The 16,214-nt window shown below is 73.3% G+C and carries 15 protein-coding genes and 1 pseudogene; 6 read left to right on the forward strand and 10 right to left on the reverse strand.

Features of this window, described 5'->3' with window-relative positions; genetic code table 11:
• Positions 1-165: 165 nt before the first annotated feature.
• The 5 genes and pseudogenes from ACFZAM_RS03345 to ACFZAM_RS03365 form a co-directional block, all read right to left on the reverse strand.
• Positions 166-849, reverse strand: a pseudogene (locus ACFZAM_RS03345) (polysaccharide deacetylase family protein); the annotation flags it as partial.
• A 286-nt stretch (positions 850-1,135) separates the two neighbouring features.
• Positions 1,136-3,070: a lipid II flippase MurJ gene (murJ, locus tag ACFZAM_RS03350; RefSeq protein ID WP_391042331.1), complete on the reverse strand. Its 1,935-nt coding sequence runs from the start codon at positions 3,068-3,070 to the stop codon at positions 1,136-1,138.
• Positions 3,067-4,506: an O-antigen ligase family protein gene (locus tag ACFZAM_RS03355; protein ID WP_391042333.1), complete on the reverse strand. Its 1,440-nt coding sequence runs from the start codon at positions 4,504-4,506 to the stop codon at positions 3,067-3,069. The genes murJ and ACFZAM_RS03355 overlap by 4 nt, the downstream gene beginning before the upstream one ends.
• A 3-nt stretch (positions 4,507-4,509) precedes the next feature.
• On the reverse strand, positions 4,510-6,426 hold the full coding sequence (locus tag ACFZAM_RS03360; RefSeq protein ID WP_391042335.1) for an exopolysaccharide biosynthesis polyprenyl glycosylphosphotransferase: 1,917 nt from the start codon (positions 6,424-6,426) through the stop codon (positions 4,510-4,512).
• 332 nt (positions 6,427-6,758) lie between these two features.
• Positions 6,759-7,934, reverse strand: coding sequence for a glycosyltransferase (locus ACFZAM_RS03365; RefSeq protein WP_391042336.1), 1,176 nt, complete (start codon positions 7,932-7,934; stop codon positions 6,759-6,761).
• A 440-nt stretch (positions 7,935-8,374) separates the two neighbouring features.
• Here ACFZAM_RS03365 and ACFZAM_RS03370 point away from each other — a divergent pair, with 440 nt between their 5' ends.
• From ACFZAM_RS03370 to ACFZAM_RS03390, 5 genes are all read left to right on the forward strand, one after another.
• Entirely contained in the window at positions 8,375-8,785 is a 411-nt protein-coding gene (locus ACFZAM_RS03370) for a rodlin (RefSeq protein WP_355336500.1), read from the forward strand.
• 271 nt (positions 8,786-9,056) lie between these two features.
• Complete coding sequence (locus ACFZAM_RS03375) at positions 9,057-9,290, forward strand: chaplin (protein ID WP_355336751.1); 234 nt, start codon at positions 9,057-9,059, stop codon at positions 9,288-9,290.
• 163 nt (positions 9,291-9,453) lie between these two features.
• Positions 9,454-10,221 (forward strand): chaplin family protein, encoded by a 768-nt coding sequence (locus tag ACFZAM_RS03380; protein ID WP_391042339.1) that lies wholly within the window; start codon positions 9,454-9,456, stop codon positions 10,219-10,221.
• Between the two features lie 144 nt (positions 10,222-10,365).
• Positions 10,366-10,731, forward strand: coding sequence for a hypothetical protein (locus tag ACFZAM_RS03385; RefSeq protein ID WP_355336498.1), 366 nt, complete (start codon positions 10,366-10,368; stop codon positions 10,729-10,731).
• Positions 10,732-10,886: 155 nt separating this feature from the next.
• Positions 10,887-11,297, forward strand: coding sequence for a rodlin (locus tag ACFZAM_RS03390; RefSeq protein WP_355336497.1), 411 nt, complete (start codon positions 10,887-10,889; stop codon positions 11,295-11,297).
• 99 nt (positions 11,298-11,396) lie between these two features.
• Here ACFZAM_RS03390 and ACFZAM_RS03395 read toward each other — a convergent pair whose 3' ends face one another.
• The 4 genes from ACFZAM_RS03395 to ACFZAM_RS03410 all read right to left on the reverse strand — a co-directional run bounded on the left by ACFZAM_RS03395 (position 11,397) and on the right by ACFZAM_RS03410 (position 14,151).
• The gene (locus tag ACFZAM_RS03395) at positions 11,397-11,852 is read right to left on the reverse strand and encodes a hypothetical protein (protein ID WP_391042341.1); all 456 of its coding nucleotides are present in this window, start codon (positions 11,850-11,852) and stop codon (positions 11,397-11,399) included.
• Between the two features lie 85 nt (positions 11,853-11,937).
• On the reverse strand, positions 11,938-12,387 hold the full coding sequence (locus ACFZAM_RS03400; protein WP_355336495.1) for a cupredoxin domain-containing protein: 450 nt from the start codon (positions 12,385-12,387) through the stop codon (positions 11,938-11,940).
• Between the two features lie 127 nt (positions 12,388-12,514).
• The gene (locus ACFZAM_RS03405; protein WP_355336494.1) at positions 12,515-13,357 is read right to left on the reverse strand and encodes a ferritin-like domain-containing protein; all 843 of its coding nucleotides are present in this window, start codon (positions 13,355-13,357) and stop codon (positions 12,515-12,517) included.
• Positions 13,354-14,151 (reverse strand): ferritin-like domain-containing protein, encoded by a 798-nt coding sequence (locus ACFZAM_RS03410; RefSeq protein ID WP_355336493.1) that lies wholly within the window; start codon positions 14,149-14,151, stop codon positions 13,354-13,356. The genes ACFZAM_RS03405 and ACFZAM_RS03410 overlap by 4 nt, the downstream gene beginning before the upstream one ends.
• Positions 14,152-14,397: 246 nt before the next feature.
• Here ACFZAM_RS03410 and ACFZAM_RS03415 point away from each other — a divergent pair, with 246 nt between their 5' ends.
• A complete protein-coding gene (locus ACFZAM_RS03415; RefSeq protein ID WP_391042343.1) occupies positions 14,398-15,282 on the forward strand; it encodes a sigma-70 family RNA polymerase sigma factor in 885 nt (294 codons plus the stop codon).
• A 98-nt stretch (positions 15,283-15,380) separates the two neighbouring features.
• Here the strand turns inward: ACFZAM_RS03415 and ACFZAM_RS03420 are convergent, their stop codons facing one another.
• Positions 15,381-16,154 carry an alpha/beta fold hydrolase gene (locus tag ACFZAM_RS03420; protein WP_391042345.1) on the reverse strand — a complete coding sequence of 258 codons (774 nt, stop codon included), beginning with the start codon at positions 16,152-16,154 and terminating at the stop codon, positions 15,381-15,383.
• Positions 16,155-16,214 lie beyond the last annotated feature (60 nt).

Here is a 16,214-nt window from a genome sequence, read left to right on the forward strand (position 1 = left end):
CGGAGCGGCCGTCCCCCGGCCGGACCGCCCGCTGGCCTGCCCGCCGTCCCGAACGCTGGCCTGCCCGCCGTCCCGCCCGCCTGACTGCCCGCCGTCCCGCACGCCGGGCAGGACGCTGATCCCGTCTCCCGGCACGGGCGTCGGCGCGGGTGCGGCGGGCGGCCCTCCGGCGGCCGTCGCCGTCCGCAGCTTGTGCAGCAGCCGCTTGGCGTTCAGCCGTCCCGCCGCGTCCCGTTGGCCGACGTACGCGCGCGGCAGCGCGAACGTCCCGGCGAGCGGGCCGGGGTCGACCGAGCACGCGTAGCGGTAACCGGCGCTGCGGGCGGCGGCCACCGTGCGGGCGTCGGTCGCGCCGTACGGGTAGCAGAAGCCGTCGGGCTCGTGGCCGGTGATCTCCCGCAACAGCTCGCGGCTCTCGGTGAGTTCGACGGTCAGCTCGTCCTCGTCGACCGCGGTGAGGTCCAGGTGCAGCAGGCCGTGCGAGCCGACCTCCATCCCGGCCGCCGCCGCCGCGCGGATGCCGTCGGCGGTCAACAGCGGCTTGCGCGGGCCCTGTTCGTCCCAGGCGTTGACGCCGCCGAGCCTGCCGGGCAGCACGAAGACCGTCGCGGTGTGGCCGTACCGGAGCAGCAGCGGGACGGCGTACTCCAGGAAGTCGGCGTAGCCGTCGTCGAAGGTCAGCCCGACCATGCGGCTCGCGCGTCCGGCCGCGTGGGCGCGCATCAACTCGCCGACGCCGACGCCGGTCAGGCCCCTGCGGCGCAGCCACTCCAGTTGGCGGCCGAGCCTTTCGGGCGAGACGGTCACCAGATACGGGTCGTCCCGGCAGTCGCCCACCGAGTGGTACATCAGCGTCCACGGCAGCGCGGCCTGCCGCCTGCGGCTGCGCGCGGCGCTGTGCGCGCGGGCGCGGTCGGCGGCGCTGTCGGGCCGGGGACCTGGGACGGGTCCTGAGCCGGAGCGGGCGCCGGAGACGCGCACGGGCGACGGGCGGAACGCGGTCGTCCGCGCGGTGGTGCGTACCGAGGCCGGTCCGCTGGGGGACACGGGCGCGGATTCGGGGGCCGGGCCGGGGGACGGCCTGCGTACGGATCGGAGGACGGATTCCGGCGCGGAGCCGGGCATGGCGTTCGAACTAGGCATGGGACAGCCTTCGTTTCGCTGTGGCGAGCAGGTGCGGAACCTCCGGCACCCGCACCGCGGCGGCCGCCGCGGCGAAGGTGACGGGCACGGCGATGCAGCACACCGCCGTCGCGGCCAGCGGATCGGGGATCAGGGATCCGAGGCCCCAGCCGGCGACGGTGGCCACCGCCGCGGCAAGCGTGATCCGGCCTACGCCGGTGAGGAGTTGGCGTGCGCCGATCGCGATGGTGTGCGCCGCGAGGCCGCGGACCAGCAGTCCGGCGGTCACGGTGATCCCGGCGGCGTTGCCCGCCGCGATGCCGTACGCGCCCCACGCGCCGACCGTCGCCGCGTCGGCGCCGATCGTGACGAGCAGGCCCGCGGACATGGCGGCGGCCGGGTACCAGGTCGGCCGGGCGGCCGAGAAGTACGGCCTGATGAGCGCGCCCACCAGGCTCTGGCCGAGCAGCCCGAGCGCGTACACCCGCATCACGGCGGCCGTCGCCGCGGTGTCGGAGGCGTCGAACGCGCCGCGCTGGAAGAGCACCTGGATGATCTGCGGGGCGCAGCCGATGATGAAGGCGGTGCCGAGCAGCACCACGACGCACACCACCGTCAGGTCGCGCTGCACCTGCCGTCTGGCCCGCTCCCGGTCGCCGCGGGCGAGCGCCTGCGAGACGACGGGGAAGGTGACCGTGCAGATCATCACCGACAGCACCATCGGCATCTGCGCCACTTTCTGCGCGTAGTTGAGGTGCGAGATCGCGCCCGACGGCAGGGGCGCGGCGAAGAACCGCTCGATCAGCACCTGGGCCTGGCGGCTGACGGTGAAGAAGATGACGGGCGCGACCAGGGCGAGGCCGAGCCGGGACGCCTTGGGCCGCGTGGGGAGTTGGGGGCCGGTCCGGACGCGGGGGGCCCGGTGGGAGCGGGCTCCGGCGTTCGCTCGGCCGCCTGCCGGGGCGGATTCGCGTGCCAGGGACGGCGCTTCGGGCCCGGACCGGCCCGCGTTCCTCAACTGTCCCTCGCGCTGCGGCTGTTCGGGAATGGCCGCGGTCTTCGCCGGTACGGTCTGCCGCCCGGTGCGCAACTCGGCCAGAAACGCGGGCAGTTGGATGAGCACCATCAGCAGGCCGCCGACCGCGACACCGGCCGCTGCGGCCCGCGCGCCCCAGCGGGCGTGCAGCGCGAACAGCGTGCCGATGATGCCGACGTTGTACGCCACGTAGATCGCGGCGGGCGGCAGGAAGCGGCGGTGCGCGCGCAGCGCGGCGCTCAGGTACCCGGCGAGGCCGAAGGTGAAGACCGTCACGGCGGTCAGCCGCGTGCAGTCCACCGCGAGGCTGTGGTCGGTCAGTCCGGGCGCGAGCACGTCGACCACGAGGGGCGCGGCCACCGCGATGGCGGCTCCGACGGCGGCCAGCAGCAGCGTCAGCCGCGGCAGAGTGGCGGCCAGCAGGGCCCGTACGGGATCGCCCGTCCGCCCCGCCCGCCCGTCGGCCGCCCTTCCGTCCGCCCGCCTGCTGAGGGCGGCGGCGAAGGCCGGTACGAGCAGCAGCGCCATCGCGTCCTCGATCAGGACGGTCGCCGCCAGCTCCGGGACCGTCCACGACACGAGGAACGCGTCGCTGGCCGCCCCGGCTCCGAAGAGGTGGGCGATGGCCTGGTCGCGCACCAGCCCCAGCACGGAACCGGCCACCGACAGCACGGCGGTGACCAGGGCGGCCCGCGCGAGGCCCTTCGACCCCCGGTCGTCCCCGGAGCCGGAGCTCGGGCCGGATTCGACGCCGGTGTCGACGCCGCTTCTGGTGCCGCTTCCGGTGCCGGTGCCGCTTCCGTTGCCGTTGCCGTTGCCGTTGCCGTCGCCAGGAGCCGGGTCCGGGGCTCGGAGCGTACGGCCGGTCGGCGCGTCGTCCTCGTGGGCGGCGGTCGCCGCACTCGCGGTCATCGGCGGCGGCCGTCCGTGGCGTCGGCGCCGAGGTCAGCACCGGCAGCGGCGTCCGCCGCGGGCGACAGCGCCCACCAGGCCGTCAGGCCGAGCAGCACCGCGGTCAGCACGGTGGAGGGCCCGCCGATGTCCGCGTAGAGGAAGTCGACGCACTGCCAGATCAGCAGCCCGACGGCGGCGAGCCCGCTCGCGGCGGCGCCCGGTGCGCGGTTGCCCGCGCGGCGGGCGCGCAGCAGACGGTCGGTGCCGCGGGTGAGGAAGGCGGCCCAGCCGCCGACGAGGAGAGCGAAGCCGATCAGACCCTGCTCGCTGAGCGCGAGCAGATACATGTTGTGCGGCGACAGCAGCGGTTCACGGGTGAAGCGCTGCCCGGCCCCCGCCGTGTCGCTGCCCGACGACAGCGCGAGCGAGGCGTGCCCGTCGCGCTCGTCGGGGAAGCGCTTGAGGCCGACGCCGGTCGCCGGGTGCTGGCGCCACATGCTGACGGCGGCGGCCCACAGCGTGTACCGGTCGGTGACCGAGGGGTCCGGGTCCGCGGTGACCTGCGTGATGCTGCTGACCCGCTGCCCGATCATCTGCGAGCCCACGCCGAGCCCGCCGACCAACAGCACGGCGGAGGCGGTCAGTACGCCGAAGACGCGCAGCGCCTGACGCCGCCCCGACAGCACGATCATCGCCGCGCACGTGACGGCCGTGGCGATCCACGTACCGCGGCTGAAGGACACCGCCAGCGGTACGAGCAGCGCCGCCGCGCAGGCCAGCGCGGCGGGGCGCAGCCAGCGGGGCGCGCCCGCCGCGGCCGGTACGAGCGCGCAGCCGGTGGCGATGACCAGGCCGTACGCGACGACCGTCGCCATCCCCATGATGTCCGAGGGGCCGAAGGTGCCGACCGCCCTGATGTCCTCGCCCATGTAGGAGGCGCCGGTCGCGGTCGCGTACTGCCACACGCCGATCGCGCCCTGGACGAGGGCGACCGCGACGACGGCTCCCGCCACCACCGCGAAGTCCCGCCGGTCGCGCAGCAGCAGCACCAGCGAGGCCGGCACCAGCACGAACACCTGGGCGTAGCGCAGGAATCCGGCGAGCCCGGCCGCCGGGTCGACCGAGGTCATCGCGGACAGCGCGAAGCCGACGACGGGCGCGCCCAGCACCACCGCGGCGGTCGCGGTCAGCGGCCGTGCCCGGTCGCGCAGCAGCCGTACGGCGACGGTCAGGATGAGTACGGCGGAGGCGGCGTCGGCAGGGGTGACCTTGCCCGAGGTGCTGACGTCGCCCGTGCTGACCGGCGCCGCGAGCAGCAGCACGGTCGCCAGGGCGGGCAACAGCGGTGCCAGCCAGCGGTATCGGGCGAGGCCCGGGGGGATACGAGGGGCGCGTTCGGCTCTGTGCGCGGGCGCCGTGTTTCGCGCGGGCACGGGCGTGGCGATCGTGGCCATGATTCAGCTCCCACCGAACCGGAAGAGCGAAGTCGCCGTGCGGGCGAGGATTCTGACGTCCTGCCAGAGCGACCAGCTGTCGATGTAGTGGTTGTCGAACCGCGCGCGGTCGGCGATCGAGGTGTCGCCGCGCAGCCCGTGCACCTGGGCGAGCCCGGTGATGCCGACCGGCATCCGGTGCCGGTCCTGGTAGCCGGGGTGGGTCTGGCTGAACTGCTCGACGAAGTACGGGCGTTCGGGGCGCGGTCCGACCAGGCTCATGTCGCCGCGCAGCACGTTCCAGAACTGCGGCAGCTCGTCGAGCGAGGTGCGCCGCAGCAGTCGGCCGACCGGGCTCACCCGGCGGTCGTGCGCGATGCTCCAGCGTGTCGCGGACTCGCCGGGGTCGGCCGGCCGCAGCGTACGGAACTTCAGGAGCGTGAACGGGCGTCCGCCCAGGCCGATGCGCTCCTGCCGGAACAGCACACCGGGGCCGTCGGTCAGCCGTACCGCGAGGCCGCAGCCCGCGAGGACCGGCGCGAGCGCCAGCAGGGCGGCCGAGGCGAGCACGATGTCGAGGGCGCGCTTGCCCCAACGGCCGGGCGGCGCGGGCGGATACGGGTCGAGGCGGCGGCACGCGAAGCCCCACAGGTGGCCGGGGGCCGCCTGGCCGTCGCCGGGGCCGGGACCCGCGGTGACCTGCCAGACGCAGGCGCCCTGCGCGGCCAGCAGCCGTACCGTCGCGGTCGTACGCGCGTCGAGCGGCTGCGGTCCCGCGACGACCGCGTACCGCACCGAGTTCTGGATCACCGCGCGCGTGATGTCGCCGTGGCCGGTCAGCACCGGCAGGGGGAAGTCGTCGGGCGCGGTGCCGTGTCCGGGCCCCGGGCCCTGCTCCTGCCCCGGCACCTGGCCGGTGGCCGCGATGCCCACCGGGTGCATCCCGTACTCGGGATGCGCGTGCAGCACGGCGGCGACCTCGCGTACGGACCCGTCGCCGCCCACGATCAGCGTCGATCCGGGGTGCAGCCGCGCGTACCGGCGCCGCGCGCCGTGCACGACCCCGCGCAGCACCCATTGGCCGAGCACGGTCAGCACGAGCGCCGTCAGCAACTCGCTCCATCCGAGGGCGCTTTCGGGCGCGGTCGCCGCGGCCGTCACGGCCACCAGGCCCCACGCCAGCGTCGCGCACAGCGCCAGCGCCGGCACCTCGTCCGACGCCGTCGGCGCGAACCCCGGCCGGTACAGCCGCGCCCTGCGCAGCGCCGGGACCAGGCACCCGAGCAGCGGCGCCAGCAGCAGCGGCCCCACATCCGCCCGCACCGCGAACGCGCCCATCAGCGCCGCCGCGCAGTCCGCGGCCACCAGCGGCCCCGCCACCCGCTGCCGAAACGCCCGGTGCCGCGGTCGGGACACCGTCGCGGGCGTCTGCCGCGGTGCCGACGCGGGCGTCTGCCGCGACGCCAACACGGGAGCCCGCCCTCCGCCGTCACCGCCCTGCCCCACGACCACCCCGAGCACCCGCCCGGCCGAGGACGCCTCAGCCGCCTGCCCGTTGCCCCGCCCGGCTGAGCCGGTCCCGGGCCCCGTGTCCAGCGCGACACCGACCCCCCGGTCGACGGCCCGCCCGGGCGCCGGGCCCGCAGCGGCTTCCGGCTCCTGGCCGCGCGTGACGGCGCGGGGGCGTTCCGGGGTGCGGGTGGCAGTCGCGGGGGTCGTGGACTCGGGGCGTGGGCCGAGGGTGAAGCGGAGGCTGCGGTCGCCGCCCCACCTCGGGGGCGTGCTGGACGCGGTGTCGGAGGCCGGGGCGAGCGCGAAGCTGAGCCTGCGGTCGGCGGCGCGCGCGGGCGCCGGTTCGGGGCCGCCCCCTTGGGCGCGGTCACCGCCCTGGCCGGGCGTCGCCGTGGTGTTCTCCGCAGCCTGGCCGACGACGCCCAGCACGCGCTCGCCACGGCCCCCGCTCGCGGGCGCACGGTCGGCCGTACGGGCCGCGGGTGCGGGTGCACGGTCGGCCGTACGGGCCCCGGGTGTGGGTGCGGGTGCGCGGTCGGCGGGGCGGCTTCCCGACGCGGGCGCGCGGTCGGCCGTACCGCCTCCGGAAGCGGGTTCGCGGTCGGCCGTACGGGCCCCGGGTGCGGGTGCGCGGCTTCCCGACGTGGGTTCGCGGTCGGGCGTACGGCCCCCTGGCGCGGGTGCGCGGTCGGCGGGGCGGCCTCCTGAGGGGAGGGGGCGGCCGGTGGGGGTGGGCGGCGGCACGCGCGCGCTCTCCCACGTCATCGGGTGACCCTCTCGGTGGGGCGGCCCGGCTGGGGCAGCGCGAGGACGTCGCGGTAGAGGTCGGCGACGGCGGCAGCGGTTCTTCGTACGTCGTGCCGTTCGCGGACGTGCGCGAGCGCGCGGCGACCGGCGTCGGCGCGCCGTACCGGATCGGTGAGGAGCCTCAGCAAGGCGTCGGCGAGGGCGCGTTCGTCCTCGACCGGGACGACGGAACCGGCGGCGTCGGCGGGCGGCACGCTCTCGCGGGCGCCGCTGACGTCGGTCTGGACGACCGGCCGTCCGCAGGCCATCGCCTCCAGGGGCGCGAGCGCCATCCCCTCCCAGCGGGACGGCAGGACGACGACGTCGGCCGCGCGGTACCAGGGCGCGGTGTCCACGGTGCTCCCGGCGAACAGCACACCGGGCGGCGCGTCCCGCAGCAGCGGCCGCAGCGCCGGGCCTTCGCCGACGAGCACGAGACGGGCTTCCGGCAGCCGCTCGCTGACCCGGGGCCACGCCCTGAGCAGCACGTCCTGGCCCTTCTGCGTGCAGAGCCTGCCGACGCACACGACCAGCGGGGTGTCGGGCCCGAGGTCCGACAGCGCGGGCAGCGCGGCCCGCGCCGAACCGACGTCCGCGGTGGGCGTGAAGTGCGTGAGATCCACGCCGTTCGGCACGACCGCCCACGTACCCCGTACCCCCGCGTCCTGTCCCGCGCGCCGCTCCGCGTCGCTGACGCACAGCACCCGGTCGGCCCAGCGGGCGGCGTACCGCTCCCAGCGCAGCGCGGCCCGCGCGGTCGGTCCCGTGACGGCGTCGAACGACCAGGCGTGCGGCTGGAAGACGGTCGGCAGGCCGCCGCGTACGGCCAGCCGTACCGCGAGCCCGGCCTTGGCGCTGTGGACGTGCAGCAGGTCGGGGCGGACGGCACGGATCAGCCGGGCGACGGTACGGACCTCGCGCGGCAGGCCGGGCCCCGGCGAGCGGCCGGCCGGCCACCGTACGACGTGGCCGCCGGCCGCCGTGACGGCTTCGGGGAGCGCGCCGTGCGGCGGACAGGCCACCACCGCGCGCGTACCGCCGTCGAGCTGGGCCCGGACCAGGTCCGTGACGACGCGGGCGACTCCGCCCTCGACGGGCTGGGTCACATGGAGCACCGTCAGCCCGGCGAGTTCGTACTGGTGTTGCGGCATCGCGCGCCGTCTCTCTGTCCGTGACCATCTCCGTGACCGTCTCCGGTGGACCGACCGGGGCCGAGGAGAAGCCGATGGGTTTGCTGCGTGTCATGTGCGCGCCCGCGCGTTCGAGCGGGCTGCGTGGAGTCAACGAATCCCGTGCCTGTCAGGTAATCCTCGTGAAACAGGAATGCACGGTCGCAGACCTCGGCGCACGATTCACGTAAGGCGCGCGGCCCGCCGAGCAGGACGAATGTCTTATGACGATCACATGACCGGTGTTGACGAGACGTCAACCCACGTCACCGCCGTCACCCTTCCGATACGCCCTGGCGCCCGGCCTCCGGGGGTTCTATCCATTCGGGTGAAACATCATTACTAATCGCCTGGGAGCCGGTTGGTCAGTGCGACCCATGTAGACCCATGTACAGGGCAATCTCACCCAAGAAGGACCAACCGTGATCAAGAAGTTCCTCGCCACGGCCGCCGTCGCCGTCTCCATCGCGGGCGTCTCGGCGTCGGTGGCCCCCTCCGCGATGGCCATCGGTGACGACCACGGAACCACCACCGCCAACGGCAACGGTTCCGAGCAGAGCTACGGCAACACGTACACCAGCGGTTACATGAGCCCGTCGTTCGCGCTGGTCCAGGGCTCGCTCAACAAGCCCTGCCTCGCGCTGCCGCTCAAGGGCAACGTCGGCTCGCTGGTCGGCGTCGTGCCGGTCACCGTCCAGGACATCAACGTCCTGTCGTCGCCGCAGAACCAGCAGTGCACCGAGAACTCCACCCAGGCCAAGGGCGACGAGCCGCTGTCGCACATCCTGGACAACATCCCGGTGCTGTCCGGCAACGGTGCCGCCAACCACTGAGCCATTCTCCTGGCTCCGTACGGCCCCGGCCGTCGACTTTCCGTCGACGGCCGGGGCCGTACGCGTTTTCCGCGCCGGGATTCTGCTCCGGGCGGAAAAAGCCGAGCCATTCGAGTGGATGATGGAAGGCGCCGCACGCTGGGGAGTTGCTTACGGTCGGCACCCGTCGTTAGCCCGGTCGGTAGTGGTGTTCACGGACGCGGATTTCCTGTGTCCGGCCCGTACGAAGGACGTGCTGGTGCCAGACACCGCTCCGGAAAGGGAGCTCAACGTGAAGTACTCGAAGGTCGCGGCGGTCGCTGCCGGAACGCTCATGGCTGTGGGTGTCGCGGCCCCCGCGTTCGCCGACTCCGACGCCAGTGGCATCACCTCGCACTCCCCGGGCGTCCTGTCCGGCAACAGCATCCAGGTGCCGATTCACATCCCCGTGAACGTGTGCGGCAACACCGTCAACGTCATCGGTCTGCTGAACCCCGCGTTCGGCAACACCTGCGTCAACAAGTGACGAAGTGAAGTGACGTCGTCCTGTCAGGCCGTCAGGTTCTGATCCCGGACCGCCCCGGAGCGTGTGCGTCGCGCTCCGGGGCGGTCCGTCTTACGGGATGGGCACGGGACGGCCGCGGGACGTATTCGGCGCAGCCGAAGAACCGAGCGGAGAAAAGAAGTCGATGCGACACATCTTGAGCCGGAGCCTGCTCACCGTCGCCGCCGCCAGCAGCATCCTCGCGGCCACCGGGGGGTACGCGAACGCGGATTCCGACGCGCAGGGCGGTGCGTCCAACTCACCCGGCCTGCTGTCGGGCAACAGCGTCGAGGCACCGGTCGACGTCCCGCTGAACGCGTGCGGGAACAGCGTGAACGTCGTGGGAGCCGACAACGCCGCGCTGGGCAACCACTGCTCCAACGAATCGCATTCCCACCACCACACCGCTTCCGGCGCCCCCTCCTCCGCCCATTCGTCGGGCACCCAGGGCTCCGCGGGCGTGGCCTCAGGGAACTCGGTGCAAATTCCGGTCGACGTTCCGCTCAATGTGTGCGGAAACACCGTGGACCCCTTGGCGCTGCTGAATGCGGTGTCCGGGAATTCCTGCGACAACGACGGCACGGGCGCGCACGCGGTCACCGGCACCGACACCAGTTCGGTGCACACCGATCCGACGGTCGACGTCCGGAGGCTTCCGCCGGCTCCCGAGCCGAACCACGCGGTCCCCGCCGTCCTGGACGGGGTTGACCAGCGGTCGCTCGCCGAGACCGGCGTCGCCGGCGGCGAGTTCGGGGCGGCCGGGGCGACCAGCGCCGCGCTGCTGCTCGGCGGCGCCATGCTCTACCGCCGCGGGCGCGGACCGCGGGTCGCGCACGCCGCCGCCCACGGCGCGCACGCCGCGTCGGGCGCCCACGCGGCCTCCATGGCCCGTATTCGCCGCACGTATTCGTAACCCTGGGCAACGGAATTAATACGAGAATTGGGCGAGGCGGCTCTCACGTTCGGGTGATTGTCGAGAGGCCGGTTTACTCCTCGTTTCCGTTGCTATCCGCGGTCGTTGACCATGCCGACAGACACCGGCACTGAAAGGGTGGCAATGAAGTACTCGAAGGTCGCAGCAGTCGTGGCCGGATCGATGATGGCGGTCGGCGTCGCCGCGCCTGCCTTCGCCGACGGTATGACGGCGCCCGAGATGCCCACCGCGGCCACGATGCCCACCAGCATCAACGGCGGTGTCGAGCAGGCCCTGAACGAGCAGCCGCTGCAGCAGCTCAGTGACGGCCTCAAGGTCGACTCCGCGCTCCGGACGGTCAGCGCCGCCGCCGACCGCCTGCGCGGTGAGACCTCGACCGACGCGCTCCTCGGCCAGGCCACCTCCGCCACCAAGGATGCCGCCACCTCCACCGTGACCGGTGCGGTGCCCGGTGCCTCGCTGCTGGGCGGACTCCCGCTCGGCCGCTGACCCGGCCCCGGCTCCCCCACCTGCCGCGCGTCGGCTTCGGCCATCCTCGCGGCAGCACTCCGCCATCGGAGTGAATCGCCGGAACCAAACCCCACGTGAGCGGTTGATCAGATCGCTCCAGAACCGTGCAATCGAGCACCAAAAAGGGATTTCAGATGATCAAGAAGATGCTGGCCGGCGCTGCGCTCGCCGCCTCGGTTGTTGCTGTCGGCGTCACCGCCGCCCCGCAGGCCATGGCCCTCGGCGACGACCAGGGCACGACCACGGTGAACGGCAACGGCGCCGAGCAGAGCTACGGCAACACCCACACCGGCGGCACCCAGAGCCCGCAGATCGGCCTCGTCCAGGGCACCCTGAACAAGCCCTGCCTCGGCGTCCCGGTCAAGGCCAACGTCGGCTCCCTCGTGGGCCTCGTGCCGGTCACGGTCCAGGACATCAACGTCCTGGCCTCCCCGCAGAACCAGCAGTGCGCCGAGAACAGCAGCCAGATCAAGGGTGACGAGCCCGCCTCGCACATCCTGGACCAGATCCCGGTCCTGTCCGGCAACGGCGTGCACAACGGCTGATCCGCCCCCCACGGCTGATCTGCTCCACCGCACCGCACAGCGAACTGCCCGACCCGGCCGCACCGGCCGGATCGGGCAGTTCGTCGTTGAGAGGTGTTCCTAGCGCAGCGTGGACGCGTCACGGCGGCGGGTGACGCGGGTGACGTACCAGTGGACGAGCAGGCCGGTCGCCATGACGATCGTGACGATCTGGGACCACACGGCGAGCTTCTTGTCGTAGAACCAGACCGGCTCGTACATGTTGGGGAACGGGCCGTGCGCGCCGACGTTCACATAGCGGTAGAGCATCAGGGCGAAGAGGCCGCCCGCGGCGACCAGCCAGGCCAGGGCGGCGCTGAGCGGGCGGCGCCAGACCAGGATGAGCAGGGCCGCGAACGACGCCATGCCCGCCTCGATCCGGAAGAGGGTGCCCTGGCTGATGTCGGCGGACACCGCGTCGTACTGGTCGGCGAGCTTGGCGTGCACATAGGCGTCCACGGCGAGCCCGGCGGCGGCGACGAGGCGTGCCGCCAGGTCGAGCGCTCGGCCGGTGGAGCTGACCCCGGCTGACGGCATGACGGATCCTCGTTTCCTCGTACGGCGCGTACCGGTCGTACGGCCACGGTGGGGGGAGCGGAACGCGCGGTGATCCGACGGCGCGTCAGTTCACGGTGAGCGTGCCCTTCATGAACTGGTGGATCGTGCAGATGTAGTCGTACGTGCCCTTGGCCGAGGGGGCCTTGAAGGTCACCGTCTTGCCCGGCGCGATGTCGTTGGTGTTGAACTGGCCGCTCTTGACCGAGGTGACCGTGTGCGCCGTCGAGTCCTTGTTGGTGACCGTCACGGTGGCGCCGGCCGCGACCGTCAGCGACGCGGGCGTGAAGGCGAAGTTCTGGATGACGATGGTGTCCGCGCCACCGCCGCTGGAGGCCGACGCGGAACTCGACGCGGAACTCGACGCGGACGAGGACGCCGACGTGGCAGCCGCCGACGTACTCGTACCGCTACCGCCGCTCGAACCCGAGCTGGAGCAACCGGTCAGGGCCAGCGCGGCGCAGGCGGCGGCCAGCAACGGCGCACGGCGTACGCGTACGGGGACGCGCGAAGGCACGCGTACGGGGACGGGAGCGGTGCGTGCGTGGAGCCGGGTGACGATCAACTCGGGCTTTTCCCTTCGGAATTCGGGCGAGGCACGGGACGGCCCGTGTGGGGGTGCGGGCCGTCCCGTACAGGTGGGGTCAGACGGTGAGCAGGGTCGGGCTGGCCGCCTTGTCCACGGGCAGGAAGTCGTCGGGGACCGGGTACTGGCCCAGGACGAAGTTGAGGATCGCGGCGTGCTGCGCCTCGACCGGCGCGATGGTGGCGGCGGTCGCGATCCCGGCGGGGCTGGTGACGTTGTAGGTCGCGAAGAGATACGTCTGCGCGGCCTGGTCCTCCAGTTGCAGGGCCAGCTTGGCGACGGCGCCGTAGGTCTTCGCCTCGCCGAGCGCCTTGAGGGTGGCGGCCTGGTTGGACAGCGGCACATTGGTGATGGCGGGCTTGCCCGCACCCGTGAGTACCGCGTTCCACGCCTTCGCGTGGTCCGCGTGCTGAGCCATCGCGGTCGTCACGAAGGTGGCGACGGCCGGCGGCACCGTACCGAGCTTGCCCGCCTTGGCCGCCTCCAGCGTCGCCTTGTAGGCGCCGACGGCCTGGTTCTCCAGCGCCGTCGCCAGCGCGACGACCTTCAGGTCACCGGTGTACTGGCTGCTCCCGGACGCCGACGCCGAGGCGGTCGGCGAGCCGCCGGGCGCACCGGTCGCGGAGTCCGCGGAGGTCTTCTTGTCGCTGCTGGAGCACGCCGCGAGCGCGAACGCCGCCGCCACCCCGCCGGCGCCGAGCAGGAAACGCCGCCGGGAGGCGTCGGCCACCCCGCCGCGCCGGTCGCTTTGTGCCTTGTCGCGCTGTTCCGCTGCGAGGTCCGCGGCCGCCGCACGCATCGCGGGCAGCGTGTCGCGGTGGGCCTCTTCCATGTCCTGGGTGAGACGGGCGAGCTCGCGCTCGCTGATCTGCAGCTCCCAGCCGTCGCGTGCGGTGGTCACTTCACGGCCCCCTCAGAGATCGGTGAAGCGTTCTTGGTCGGGTAGAAGGCGTTGGGGAAGCCGACGCTGCCTGCCGCGGCGGGCAGCTTGGCGACGTCCGTCGGGATGGCGATCAGGTCGCCCATGTTCCCGGCGAGCAGCGCCTGTACGGCCAGCAGCGTCGCGCGGTGCTGGGCCTCGACGGGCGCGACGGAGGCGAAGAGCTTGCGCAGGTCGCCGTTGCTGACCTGGCTGACGTTCTTCGTGTACGTCTGGGCCGCGACGTCCTCCAGCGTGATCGCCAGCTTCACGACGTCCGCGGGGGTCTTGATCGACGGCAGCGCCTGCTTGACCACGGCCGCGTACTTCGGGTCCGGCTGGTCCTGCGCCTTGCCGCCCGCCTGGGTGGCGGCGGAGTTGAACGCCTTCGCGTGCGCCTGGTGCTGCGTGGTCGTCTTGGCGATGAACGCCGCGATCGTCTTGTTGCCGTCCTTGATGAACGGCAGTCCCGCGGCCGTCTGGTAGACGCTGATCGCCAGGTTCTCGATCGACGCCGCCGTCTGCAGCGCCATGATGTCGTCGCTGGAGGAGGCCGCGGCGACCCGCGAGGTGTGCAGCAGAGCGGCGGCGCCCGCCACTCCGGCGACCGCTCCGCCGCGGTGCCACCAGCGGCGCGAGGACGCCGGCGCGGGCTGTGCCGCCGCGCGGAAGTCGTCCAGCGCGCTCGCGGTGATCCGCAAGGCGTCACTGTTCAGGTCTTGTGACTGCTCCGTCAGTTCTTCGAGCAGCCGGGTGTCGATGCGCTCTACGCCCATCACGCCCCATCTCTCACGGTGCCCGCTCTTGTGAGGGCACTCCTGCGACAGGTTCGTGGCGGCGGCTCATCCGGATTGGTCCCGTCCTCCGTACGGGCACCGAGACCACTCTTCCGGGTGACGGCAGGGGGCCGTTCCGCCCAGTAAAAGCGTCTGTACGGTGCGTGGCGGTACCGCCAGGTGTCACATCGGGCCCGTCCGGCGGGTCACTGCCACGACGACGAGGTGACGGAGGTGGGTGGCCCGATGGACGAGTACGAGTTCCTGGCGGCGCGTTTCGAGGAGCAGCGCGGCCGGTTGCGCGCGGTGGCGTACCGGGTGCTCGGCTCCACCGGCGAGGCGGACGACGCGGTGCAGGAGACCTGGCTGCGGCTGAGCCGGATCGACGCCGACGAGGTCGACAACCTCGCCGGGTGGCTGACCACGGTGGTGGCCCGGGTGTCGCTGAGCATGCTGCGCTCGCGCGGCAGCCGCCGCGAGGAGCCGCTGGAGACGCCCTCGGGAGGCCCGGTCACGCGCGCCGCCGCGGCCGAGGACACCGACCCCGAGCAGCAGGCGCTGCTCGCCGATTCGGTCGGGCTCGCCCTGCTCGTCGTCCTCGACACGCTCGGTCCCGCGGAACGGCTCGCCTTCGTCCTGCACGACATGTTCGCCGTTCCCTTCGACGAGATCGCGCCGATCGTGGAGCGCTCGCCCGCCGCCACCCGTCAGCTCGCCAGTCGCGCCCGGCGCCGGGTGCAGGGGGTCGCCGTCGTCGACGAGGAGCGCTCCGCGGTACGGCGCCGCGCCGTGGTCGACGCCTTCCTCGCGGCCTCCCGCGGCGGGGACTTCGAGGCGCTCCTCGAACTCCTCGACCCCGATGTCGTGCTCCGGGCCGATCCCGCCGCCGCCCTGTCCGGCGCCACCTCCGTCCGCGGCGCCGCCGCCGTCGCCACCACCTTCCTCACCCGGGCCAAGGGGGCTCGCCGCGTCCTCGTCGACGGGGTCCCCCAGCTCGCCTGGATCCACGACGGCCGGGCCCGCGCCGTCTTCGCCCTCACCGTCAGCCCATCCGGGCGCGTCGCCGAAATTCACGTCCTCGCGGACGAGGCCCGCCTCTCGCTTCTGCGGGTCGTCGTCGTGGACGAGTGACCCTCCCCCGCGCCGCGAGGACGGTTCCTCTGCCGGGGGGGGCGCCGGTGGTTCTTGGGGCGCGGCCCCTGGGCGGTTCTTCTGCCGGGTGCCGGGGCCTAGCGGGCGCGGTAGGCGTCGATCGCCGCGAAGGTCGCCTCCGGCTGCTCGATCTGCGGGAGGTGGCCCGCCTTCGGGACGACCTCGAAGCGCGCGTCGGCGAAGGCGGCGGCGTACGCGGCCCCGTACCCCGGGGTGAAGACGCGGTCGCTCTCGCCCCAGAGGACGAGGGTCGGGACGCGGACGTCGGCGAGCCGTTCGCGCAGGCCGGGGGTGTGCATGTACGGGTCGCCCGCGATGATCCGCATGGTGGCCATGTTCGCCTGGCGCGCGGCCAGTTGACCGGCCGGGAGGGCGGCGGGGTCCACGAAGAAGCGGTCGGGGTCGTGGAAGGAGTGCTCGGCCACGCCCCGCGCGTCGAGCGCGAAGAAGTCCGTCATCGGCTCGCCCTCGACCAGCACTCCGGCCGCGTCGATCAGGACGAGCCCGGTGATCAGGCCCGCGCCGTCCCGTACCGCCATCTCGGCCGCGATCCAGCCGCCGAGCGAGGAGCCGATCACCAGGACGTCACGCAGCCCGCGCTCCCGAAGCAGCTCCAGGTACGCCACGGCGAGGTCGTCCACGCCGTCGTACGCCTCGGGCCGGGGCGTGCCGTCCCAGCCGGGGAGGGTCGGGGTGAGGACACGCGCGGTACGGGCGAGGTGGGCGCCGAGGCCCGCGACGGTGAAGGGGCCTCCGCCGCCGTGCAGCAGCAGTACGGGGCGGGCGGCGGCAACGGTCCCCGCGTCGGTGGGGCCGGTCTCGGCAACGGTGAGCTGCGATGGGGTCGTCATACCGTCGACTGTAACTAAGGATATTTATATAAGCAAGTTTAGTCGGAGTGTTAGGCTGTG

The organism is Streptomyces sp. NPDC008079 (genome assembly GCF_042957385.1).
Taxonomy (GTDB): domain Bacteria; phylum Actinomycetota; class Actinomycetes; order Streptomycetales; family Streptomycetaceae; genus Actinacidiphila.

Excerpts from the sequence above, each read along its gene's own strand:
- murJ (WP_391042331.1), bottom strand. The coding sequence starts at position 3,070 with ATGACCGCGAGTGCGGCGACCGCCGCCCACGAGGACGACGCGCCGACC.
- ACFZAM_RS03355 (WP_391042333.1), bottom strand. The coding sequence starts at position 4,506 with ATGGCCACGATCGCCACGCCCGTGCCCGCGCGAAACACGGCGCCCGCG.
- ACFZAM_RS03395 (WP_391042341.1), bottom strand. The coding sequence starts at position 11,852 with ATGCCGTCAGCCGGGGTCAGCTCCACCGGCCGAGCGCTCGACCTGGCG.
- ACFZAM_RS03390 (WP_355336497.1), top strand. The coding sequence starts at position 10,887 with ATGATCAAGAAGATGCTGGCCGGCGCTGCGCTCGCCGCCTCGGTTGTT.
- ACFZAM_RS03420 (WP_391042345.1), bottom strand. The coding sequence starts at position 16,154 with ATGACGACCCCATCGCAGCTCACCGTTGCCGAGACCGGCCCCACCGAC.
- ACFZAM_RS03385 (WP_355336498.1), top strand. The coding sequence starts at position 10,366 with ATGAAGTACTCGAAGGTCGCAGCAGTCGTGGCCGGATCGATGATGGCG.
- ACFZAM_RS03410 (WP_355336493.1), bottom strand. The coding sequence starts at position 14,151 with ATGGGCGTAGAGCGCATCGACACCCGGCTGCTCGAAGAACTGACGGAG.
- ACFZAM_RS03365 (WP_391042336.1), bottom strand. The coding sequence starts at position 7,934 with ATGCCGCAACACCAGTACGAACTCGCCGGGCTGACGGTGCTCCATGTG.
- ACFZAM_RS03380 (WP_391042339.1), top strand. The coding sequence starts at position 9,454 with ATGCGACACATCTTGAGCCGGAGCCTGCTCACCGTCGCCGCCGCCAGC.
- ACFZAM_RS03415 (WP_391042343.1), top strand. The coding sequence starts at position 14,398 with ATGGACGAGTACGAGTTCCTGGCGGCGCGTTTCGAGGAGCAGCGCGGC.